11 protein-coding genes are annotated in these 7,954 nt (G+C 70.9%); 6 read left to right on the top strand and 5 right to left on the bottom strand.

All coding sequences use genetic code 11. From position 1 onward, the window contains the following. Positions 1-683, bottom strand: a 683-nt coding sequence (locus AC14A7_RS03185; protein ID WP_484006437.1) for an acetamidase/formamidase family protein, incomplete at its 3' end; no start/stop codon positions are given. Between the two features lie 26 nt (positions 684-709). Between AC14A7_RS03185 and AC14A7_RS03180 the strand changes: the two genes are divergently transcribed. Then, positions 710-1,390, top strand: coding sequence for a YoaK family protein (locus AC14A7_RS03180; RefSeq protein ID WP_484006436.1), 681 nt, complete (start codon positions 710-712; stop codon positions 1,388-1,390). Beyond that, the gene (locus AC14A7_RS03175; RefSeq protein ID WP_484006435.1) at positions 1,387-1,821 is read left to right on the top strand and encodes a GNAT family N-acetyltransferase; all 435 of its coding nucleotides are present in this window, start codon (positions 1,387-1,389) and stop codon (positions 1,819-1,821) included. Before AC14A7_RS03180 ends, AC14A7_RS03175 begins: the two co-directional genes overlap by 4 nt. A 10-nt stretch (positions 1,822-1,831) precedes the next feature. On the opposite strand, the gene AC14A7_RS03170 is transcribed toward AC14A7_RS03175, so the two are convergent. Genes AC14A7_RS03170 through AC14A7_RS03155 form a run of 4 tightly spaced genes read right to left on the bottom strand, consistent with a single transcriptional unit; the run spans position 1,832 to position 4,353 of the window. Further along, complete coding sequence (locus AC14A7_RS03170) at positions 1,832-2,506, bottom strand: ABC transporter ATP-binding protein (protein ID WP_484006434.1); 675 nt, start codon at positions 2,504-2,506, stop codon at positions 1,832-1,834. After that, the gene (modB, locus tag AC14A7_RS03165; protein WP_484006433.1) at positions 2,503-3,297 is read right to left on the bottom strand and encodes a molybdate ABC transporter permease subunit; all 795 of its coding nucleotides are present in this window, start codon (positions 3,295-3,297) and stop codon (positions 2,503-2,505) included. The genes AC14A7_RS03170 and modB overlap by 4 nt, the downstream gene beginning before the upstream one ends. Continuing rightward, entirely contained in the window at positions 3,284-3,982 is a 699-nt protein-coding gene (gene modA / locus AC14A7_RS03160; RefSeq protein WP_484006432.1) for a molybdate ABC transporter substrate-binding protein, read from the bottom strand. The genes modB and modA overlap by 14 nt, the downstream gene beginning before the upstream one ends. After that, a complete protein-coding gene (locus tag AC14A7_RS03155) occupies positions 3,979-4,353 on the bottom strand; it encodes a TOBE domain-containing protein (protein ID WP_484006431.1) in 375 nt (124 codons plus the stop codon). Before AC14A7_RS03155 ends, modA begins: the two co-directional genes overlap by 4 nt. A 200-nt stretch (positions 4,354-4,553) precedes the next feature. Between AC14A7_RS03155 and AC14A7_RS03150 the strand changes: the two genes are divergently transcribed. The 4 genes from AC14A7_RS03150 to AC14A7_RS03135 form a co-directional block, all read left to right on the top strand. Continuing rightward, positions 4,554-5,642: a ThiF family adenylyltransferase gene (locus tag AC14A7_RS03150; RefSeq protein WP_484006430.1), complete on the top strand. Its 1,089-nt coding sequence runs from the start codon at positions 4,554-4,556 to the stop codon at positions 5,640-5,642. Next, complete coding sequence (locus tag AC14A7_RS03145) at positions 5,642-6,817, top strand: molybdopterin molybdotransferase MoeA (protein ID WP_484006429.1); 1,176 nt, start codon at positions 5,642-5,644, stop codon at positions 6,815-6,817. The genes AC14A7_RS03150 and AC14A7_RS03145 overlap by 1 nt, the downstream gene beginning before the upstream one ends. Continuing rightward, complete coding sequence (gene moaCB, locus AC14A7_RS03140; protein WP_484006428.1) at positions 6,814-7,809, top strand: bifunctional molybdenum cofactor biosynthesis protein MoaC/MoaB; 996 nt, start codon at positions 6,814-6,816, stop codon at positions 7,807-7,809. Before AC14A7_RS03145 ends, moaCB begins: the two co-directional genes overlap by 4 nt. Next, the coding region (locus tag AC14A7_RS03135; protein WP_484006438.1) for a molybdenum cofactor biosynthesis protein MoaE at positions 7,793-7,954 on the top strand (162 nt) is incomplete at its 3' end. The genes moaCB and AC14A7_RS03135, both read left to right, overlap by 17 nt.

Here is a 7,954-nt window from a genome sequence, read left to right as displayed (position 1 = left end):
GCGAAGTGCGGGTCGCCAACGTAGGCAAGGGCTCCGGCGACCTGCACCGGCAGGTAGAGCGACGCCCCGACGGTGAGCAGGTTGATGTCGATGTTGCCGCCGTGCGCTCCCGGCGGGATCGAGTTCGTGCGTCGTTCGCCCGCGACCGCGACGCCCATGATGCCGAGGAAGGGGTTGAGGGCGAACCGCACGTCGCGACCGGCGGTTGGCAGCGACCCGAACTCGCCATCCGACGCGGCGAAGACGCTGAACGGCTCGATCTCGCCCGTGAGCAGGGCACCGCGCCCGTGTCGATTGGAGATCACGCCGTAGGGCACCCGCTGCAGGGTTTCGACGACCGTGATCTTGAGCAGGTCGCCCGGTAGAGCGCCGGTCACCCGGATCGGCCCCGTGACGACGTGCGGGCCGCCATCTCCGCGGTCGTAGGCCGATGCGGCGAGGGCGATGGCGTCATCCAGCACCTCGAGGTCGCCGAACTGCGCAAAGAAGCGACGCGGATCCCGGCCCTGGTCTTCGAGGATTCCCTCGTGCGAGATGGTGTCGACCGTCACCTCCGTGCCGGAGTCGATCGTCAGCACCGGGCTGTCGGTCGCGCACGGCAGCCGACCCCACAGCACCGCAGACGGATCGGCGGGCAGGTACGTGGCCGACCTGATCGGGCCCTCGCCCGGCTGTAGCGCCATGCCCACCTCCAGTAACGTCTACCGTAATGGTCGCCTACCTCCGCTCTCATCCCGCCGGGCTGCACCTCGGGCTTATGCTCGCGCTCACCTTCTCGACCGGCGTCATCGACGCGGTCGGCTACCTCGGCCTCGACAAGGTGTTCACCGGCAACATGACCGGCAACGTCGTCATTCTCGGCATGGCCGTCGCCGGTGCCGACGACCTGCCGATCATCGGGCCGGTCATCGCGCTGCTCGCGTTCATGGCCGGTGCGGCCGTCTCCGGGCGCACGCTCAAGGGTCGACCGGCCGGCTGGTCGGGCCTCAACACCACCCTGTTCGGTGTCGTCGGCGTCATCCTGCTCGCCGCCGCGATCGTCGCGCTCGTGATCGACCCCCGCCCGGAATGGCTCAACTACACGGTCACCGGCCTCCTCGGTCTCGCCATGGGCGTGCAGGCGGGCGCCGCCCGCCACATCGGGGTCGCCGACGTCACGACGGTCGTCGTCACCTCCACCATCGTCGGCCTCGCCTTCGACTCGGTCTTCGGCGGCGGCGGCAATGCCCGATGGGCACGACGCCTCCTCGCGGTCGCACTGATCGCGCTCGGCGCCTTCGTTGGCGCCCTGCTGCTGACCGTGCACATCGGGTTGGGCATGCTGCTTGCTGCGCTCATCACCCTCGTGGTGGCGCTGCTCGGCCACCTCGGGCGCCCCGGGCCCGCGTGAGACGGGTCACTCCAGCCGACATCCCCCTCGTCGAGGCCTTCCTCGTCGAGGCAGACCTCACCGTCGCCGGGCTCTCGAGCGCCCAGCTCTGGATGGACCAGGATGCCGACGGCGCCATCACCAGCACCACCGGCTTCGAGCTGGTCGGCTCGCACGCCCTCATCCGCAGTGTTGCGGTGCGCCCCGACCTGCGCGGCACCGGACTCGGCCTGCGCAACGCCACCTTCGCCATCCTCGAGGCGCAGCTGGCCGGAGCCACGACCGCGTGGCTGTTCAGCCGCCGGTCCGGCCCGTTCTGGCAGAAGCTCGGCTTCTGGCGGGCGCCGGCTGAGGAGCTCGTGGAGGCACTGGGCGAGACTGCGCAGGTGAAGTTATTCCTCGAGACCGGGCAGCTCGAGCGCGAGGTGGCGTGGCGGCGGCTGCTCGGCTAGTCGACCGCTTCTAGTCCTCCGACCAGTCCCGCACGAGCCGCTCGATGTAGGGCGTCGCTGGCTCCCGCACGAGGTCGCGCACCGTCGCGCGCTGGGTTGCGGCGCCGTTCTCGATGACGATGACGTCGTCGGCAAGAGCCACGACATCCTCGAAGTCATGCGTGACGACGATGGTGGGAATCTCGAGGGAGCGAAGGTGCGACGCGAGGTCGTCGCGAATGCTGGAACGAATGGACACATCGAGGGCAGCGAGCGGCTCGTCGAGCAGCAGGAGGTCGGGGTCGGTCGCGAGCGCGCGGGCCAGCGCGACCCGCTGTGCCTGCCCGCCGGAGAGCCGCGGCGGCCGCACGTTCGCGAGGTCGCTCAGGTCGAAGCGCCGCAGCCAGTCCTGCGCGATCTCGCGCGTGGCCCCGAACGCGACGTTGTCGAGCACGGTCAGGTGCGGGAAGAGCAGGTAGTCCTGGAAGACGAAGCCGATGCGGCGGTGCTCCGTCGGCACGTCGTCGAGCAGGCGGTCACCGAGCCGAATGCTGCCCCCGTTGTCGACGAGACCGGCGAGAGCCGCGAGCGCGGTCGACTTGCCCGCGCCGTTGGGCCCGAGGAGCGCGAGCACGCGCCCCGGCTCGACGTCGAGCGAGAGGTCGAGCTCGAACTCTCCGCGGGTGACCTGGAGACGTGCCTTCACGAGGTCACCCCCGGCACCCAGCGGTCCCGCAGCGAGACGAGCACGACCACCGAGACCAGCATGAGCACGAGCGAGAGGGCGATGGCGGCATCCGGGTTGGTCTGCAGCTGCAGGTATGTCGCGATCGGCAGGGTGCGGGTCGTGCCGGGGTAGCTTCCGGCGAAGGTGATGGTCGCACCGAACTCGCCGAGGGCGCGGGTGAAGCTCAGCAGGGCACCGGCGGCGACGCCGGGCGCGATCGACGGAAGGGTGATGCGTCGAAACACGGTGAACCGTGATGCCCCGAGCGTTGCCGCCGCGACCTCGAACCGTCGGTCGGATGCCCGCAGCGCGCCCTCGACAGCGAGCACGAGGAACGGCATGGCCACGAAGACCTGCGCGATGACCACCGCAGCGGGGGTGAACGGGAGGGTGAACGGCAGCCACTGGCCGATGAGGCCGGTGCGGCCGAGGAGCAGGAGAAGGGCGACGCCTCCGACGACGGGAGGAAGCACGAGAGGCACGGTCACGAGCGCGCGAAGAAGGCGGCGAGGGATGGCGGGCCAGGTCGCGGAGCGGGCCAGCACGACCGCGAGCGGAATGCCGAGCAGCAGGCTGACGAGCGTCGAGGCGAGCGCGGTCACGAGGGAGAGCACGAGGGCGCTCGCGACCGCGTCCTGCTGCAGCAGAGCAGGAAGGGTTGCCCATGGCGCCCGCACCGCGAGCGCGGCGAGCGGCAGCACGAGCAGCGCGAGGCCGATGCCGGCCGGAACCCAGAGCACGGGGGCGAGGGATGACCTACGGCGCGCCAAAGCCGGCCTCCGCGAGAATCGCCTGGCCCTCGGCCGACAGCACGAAGTCGATGAAGGCACGGCCGCGGTCGGTGAGCGCGGCGATCGGGTAGTCGACCGGCTCCGCCTCGACGGGGATGCCCTCGACGCCATCGGCCGCGCGCACGTCGGTCAGGTAGACGATGCCGGCATCCACCTCGCCGAGGGCGATCTTGGTGACGACCGCCTTCACATCCTGCTCGTAGGTGTCGACGGAGGGTGTGATGCCTGCGGCATCGAACAGCCGGGCCGCACCACCCCCGCACGGCACCTCTGGCGCGCAGAGGGCGATCGCGAGGTCGGGGTTGGCGAAGTCGGCGAGTGCGGTCACGTCGCCGGGGTTGCCTGCTGGCACGGCGATCTGCAGCACGTTCGTCGCGAAGACGACGGGCTCATCGCCCTGGTTCGCGGCCTCCATGACGGAGGTGTTCGCTGCGGCGAACACATCGGCCGGCGCGCCCTCGGCGAGCTGCACCGCGAGGCCGGAGCTGCCGCCGAAGTTGAACACCACCGTCGTTTCGGGGTGCGCCTTCTCGAACGCCTGCGCGAGCTGCTCGAACGACTCGGTGAGCGACGCCGCGGCGAAGACCGTGACGGTCTCTGGCGGTGCTGGCTGTTGGGCGCAGCCCGGCACAGCGAGCAGCAGCCCAAAGGCGAGCCACCTCACGCCGTCTCCACCACGACGTTGGTCGACTTGACGCTCGCCGTCGCGAGAACGCCGGGCTCGAGACGCAGCTCGTCGGCGGCCTCCCGGCTGATGAGCGAGACCACCCGAAAAGGCCCGGCCTGGATCTCGACCTGGGCCATCACGCCGTCTTTGACCACCCGGGTCACGAGCCCGGTGAAGCGGTTGCGGGCGCTCGAGTGGCTCTCGCTCGGCTCGGTGGCGAGCTGCTGCGCGAGGTGGGCGAGCTCGGTGCCGTCAATGAGTGCGGGCGACCCGCTGAGCGTCAATCGCCCCGCATCGGCCCAGCGGCGGATGGTGTCGTCGCTGACTCCGAGCAGCTCGGCGGCCTCCGAAACCTTGAATGCGGTCATAGAGCGCAGTTTATCCCGCATCTGCGGGAATCCCCGCCCTGTATCCCGCCACCAACCTGCCAAATGCAGGCCAGCGGCACGCCAATGCCGCGCGATATCGGGCGGCCCGACCCCTCATCCGTCGCCGTGGCCTGCATTTGGCAGGGAGGGAGCGGAGGGCGCGCTGACCGCACCCCCGGCCTCGGTGGGAGAATCGGAGAATGGATGCCCGCTACTCCCGCCAGGTCGTGCTGCCGGGCTTCGGCGCGCCAGCACAGCAGCGACTCGAGCAGGCGCGGGTGCTCGTCATCGGCGCGGGCGGCCTCGGCTCCCACGTGCTGCCAGCCCTCGCGGCCGCCGGCGTCGGAACCCTCGGCATCGTCGACGACGACACGGTCGAGCTGAGCAACCTTCCCCGGCAGCTCGTGCATGGAACGGAGGATGTCGGAACGGCGAAGTCCCGCTCGGCAGCCGCCAGCATCCGGCGCCTCAATTCCACGGCCGTCGTTCTGCACGAGCAGCGTCTCACCGCCGACGCCGCGCTCCCCCTGTTTGCGCAGTACGACCTCGTCGTCGATGGCTCCGACAACTTTCCCACCCGCTATCTCGTCGCCGACGCCGCGACGCTCACGGGCATCCCGCTCGTGTGGGGCGCGGTGTCGCAGTACGGCGGCCAGGCCAGTGTCGCGCTCCCCGGCGGGCCCGGATACAGAGACCTCTTCCCCACTCCTCCACCGCCCGGCAGTGTCGACAGCTGCGAGGTGGGAGGGGTGCTGCCGACCACCGTCGGCATCGTGGGGGCGATCATGGCAACCGAGGTCGTCAAGGTGCTCACGGGCGTCGGGCGTCCCCTCAGCGGACGCGTGACGACCTACGACGCGCTCAGTGGCGGGTTTCGCGAACTGGTCTTCGAGCGGTCGAGCGAGCCGGTGACGGAGCTGATCGACTACGAGGCGTTCTGCGGGGTGGTTTCGATACGGCCGCAAACGGCCTACTCAACCCACGGGGCAGGCTCCATCACCGCCGCAGAGCTCAGCGCGGCGAGCGGGCTCACCCTCATCGACGTGCGTGAGACCTGGGAGGCAGAGATCGCCGCCCTCCCCGGCGCGCTTGTCATCCCGCTCGGCTCGCTGCCCGACGTCGTCGACGAGCTCGACCCCGCCGCCGACTACGTCGTGTACTGCCACCTCGGGGTGCGATCGCAGCGCGGTCTCGCCATCCTGCGCGACGCCGGGTTGACGGCCCGCCACCTCGAGGGCGGCATCGATGCGTGGGCACGCTCGATCGACACGCGGATGGCGAGGTACTGATGCACCGGTCGGTTGAGGAGCATGCGGCGCGGGTCAGACAGCTGTTGACCGTCGATCTCGGCGTCGAAACCGTCGGCGTGAACGCCGCCCTTGGCCGGCGCACAGCGAGAGCCACGCTCTCGCCCGTCGACCTTCCGCTGTTCCGCAACGCGCAGATGGACGGCTTCGCCGTGCGTGCCCTCGACCTCGAGGCCAGCACCACCCTCCCCATCGTCGGCGAGGTCGCCGCGCGCGCCGCCGCCCCCGCTGCGCTGCTCCCGGGCACCGCCGTGCGCATCATGACCGGCGCCGTCGTTCCCGAGGGCGCGGATGCGGTCGTGCCCGTCGAAGATACAACGGTCACCGGCACCACCGTCACCATCGCCCGCGCCCGTCACTCTGGAGAGTACGTGCGCGACCGCGGCTCCGACGTCTCTGCCGGCGACGAGCTGCTGCCCGCTGGCCAGCTGCTCGCCTCGCGGCACCTCGCGGTGCTCGCGGCCGCTGGCATCGCCGAGGTCGAGGTCGTTCGCCGGGTGCGGGTCGCCGTGATCAGCACCGGCTCCGAGGTGCGGCCGCCGGGATCGGATCTCGAACCCGGCCAGGTCTACGACTCCAACCAGGTGGCGCTCGTCAGCGCGGCCGTCGCCGCGGGAGCCGAGGTCGCCCTTGCCGCCCATGTCGCCGACGAGCCGGCGCTGCTGCTCTCTGTGCTCGACGAGGCGGTCGGTGTCGCCGATGTCATCCTCACCTCCGGCGGCATCTCGAAGGGCGACTACGAGGTGGTGCGCGAACTGCTCGAGCCGCGCGGGGCCGCGGTCGAGCACCTCGCGATGCAGCCAGGTGGCCCGCAGGCCACGGCGGTCTTCGAGGGCGTTCCCGTCATCTGCTTCCCCGGCAACCCGGTAAGCACCCAGCTGAGCTTCGAGGTGTTCGTCGCCCCCGTTCTGCGCGAGCTCGCCGGGCTCGCCCCCCGCCGCGAGAGCGCGCGACCCCTCGCCGCCCCCCTCGCCTCTGTCAGCGGCAAGCGGCAGTTCCTGCGCGCACGACTGCACGTGAACGGCAGTGTCGAGGTCTCGTCCGGGCCCGGCTCGCACCTCGTCGCGGGGCTGGCTGCCGCCGACGCGCTCGTTGTCGTGCCAGAAGCTGTGACTTCGCTCGCGAGCGGCGAAATGGTGGAAGTGTGGGAGCTATGAGTGAGCACGCCCCCGATAGCCTCAGCCACCTCGACTCCGATGGACGCGCACGCATGGTCGACGTCGGCCACAAGCCGGTGACCGCGCGGGCCGCGACGGCATCCGGTCGCTTCGTCACGACACCGGAGGTCGTCGCCCTCGTGCGCGCCGATGGCATGCCGAAGGCCGATGTCCTCTCGACCGCGCGCCTCGCGGGAATCCAGGGGGCGAAGAAGACGAGCGAGCTCATACCGCTGTGCCACCCGATCCCGCTGTCGAGCGTCGCCGTCGAGTTCGAGTTCGAGGCCTCGTCGATCGTCGTCACCGCGACGGCGAAGACGACTGGCACGACCGGCGTCGAGATGGAGGCGCTCACCGCCGTCGCCGTTGCGGGGCTCACCCTGCACGACATGGTGAAGGCCGTGGATGCCGCCGCCACCATGACCGATATCCGCCTTCTCGAGAAGACGGGCGGCAAGACCGGCCACTGGACCCGCACCTCCCCCCAGCCGGCACCACCGGTCGAGACCGCCATCCGACCGCACACCGCCGCGGTCGTCGTCGCCTCGACGGCGGGTGCGGCCGGCACCCGCGAGGACACCACCGGCCCGCTCATCGCCGACTGGCTCGAGCGCGAGGGCTTCGCCGTCGACGGCGTGCGGGTTGTCGCCGACGAGCACATCGGCGCTGGCCTTCGCGAGGTGCTCTCCACGGCACCCGCCGTCATCATCACGACGGGCGGCACCGGCGTCAGCCCGACCGATCGCACCCCAGAGGCAACCGCGCCCCTGCTCGACCGCCAGCTCATCGGCGTGTCGGAGGCGATCAGGGCGCGGGGACTCACGACAACGGCAACCGCATCCCTCAGCCGCGGCCTCGCCGGGGTCGCCGGCGGCACGGTCATCATCAACCTTCCGGGGTCGACGGGAGGGGTGCGCGACGGCCTCGCCTGCCTCGACGGCCTGCTCGTGCACCTCACCGCGCAGGTGGCCGGCGATGGCGCGCATGGCTGAGCACCTCGCCCTCATCTCCGACGAGTCTCTCGACGCCGCCGCCATCGAGGCCTTCGTGCTCGACTCGGCCAACGGCGCACTCGTGCAGTTCACCGGCATCGTGCGCAACCACGACCACGGTGACGCGGTCACGGCCCTCGACTAC

It is taken from the genome of Conyzicola sp. (assembly GCF_057073975.1).
The sequence above is the reverse complement of the archived record's forward strand: the minus strand, read 5'-3'. Positions and strand labels throughout refer to the sequence as shown.

What these genes read in the sequence shown, in the direction of transcription:
- AC14A7_RS03180 (WP_484006436.1), top strand. Translation starts at nt 710, where the DNA reads ATGGTCGCCTACCTCCGCTCTCATCCCGCCGGGCTGCACCTCGGGCTT.
- AC14A7_RS03155 (WP_484006431.1), bottom strand. Translation starts at nt 4,353, where the DNA reads ATGACCGCATTCAAGGTTTCGGAGGCCGCCGAGCTGCTCGGAGTCAGC.
- AC14A7_RS03145 (WP_484006429.1), top strand. Translation starts at nt 5,642, where the DNA reads ATGCACCGGTCGGTTGAGGAGCATGCGGCGCGGGTCAGACAGCTGTTG.
- AC14A7_RS03150 (WP_484006430.1), top strand. Translation starts at nt 4,554, where the DNA reads ATGGATGCCCGCTACTCCCGCCAGGTCGTGCTGCCGGGCTTCGGCGCG.
- moaCB (WP_484006428.1), top strand. Translation starts at nt 6,814, where the DNA reads ATGAGTGAGCACGCCCCCGATAGCCTCAGCCACCTCGACTCCGATGGA.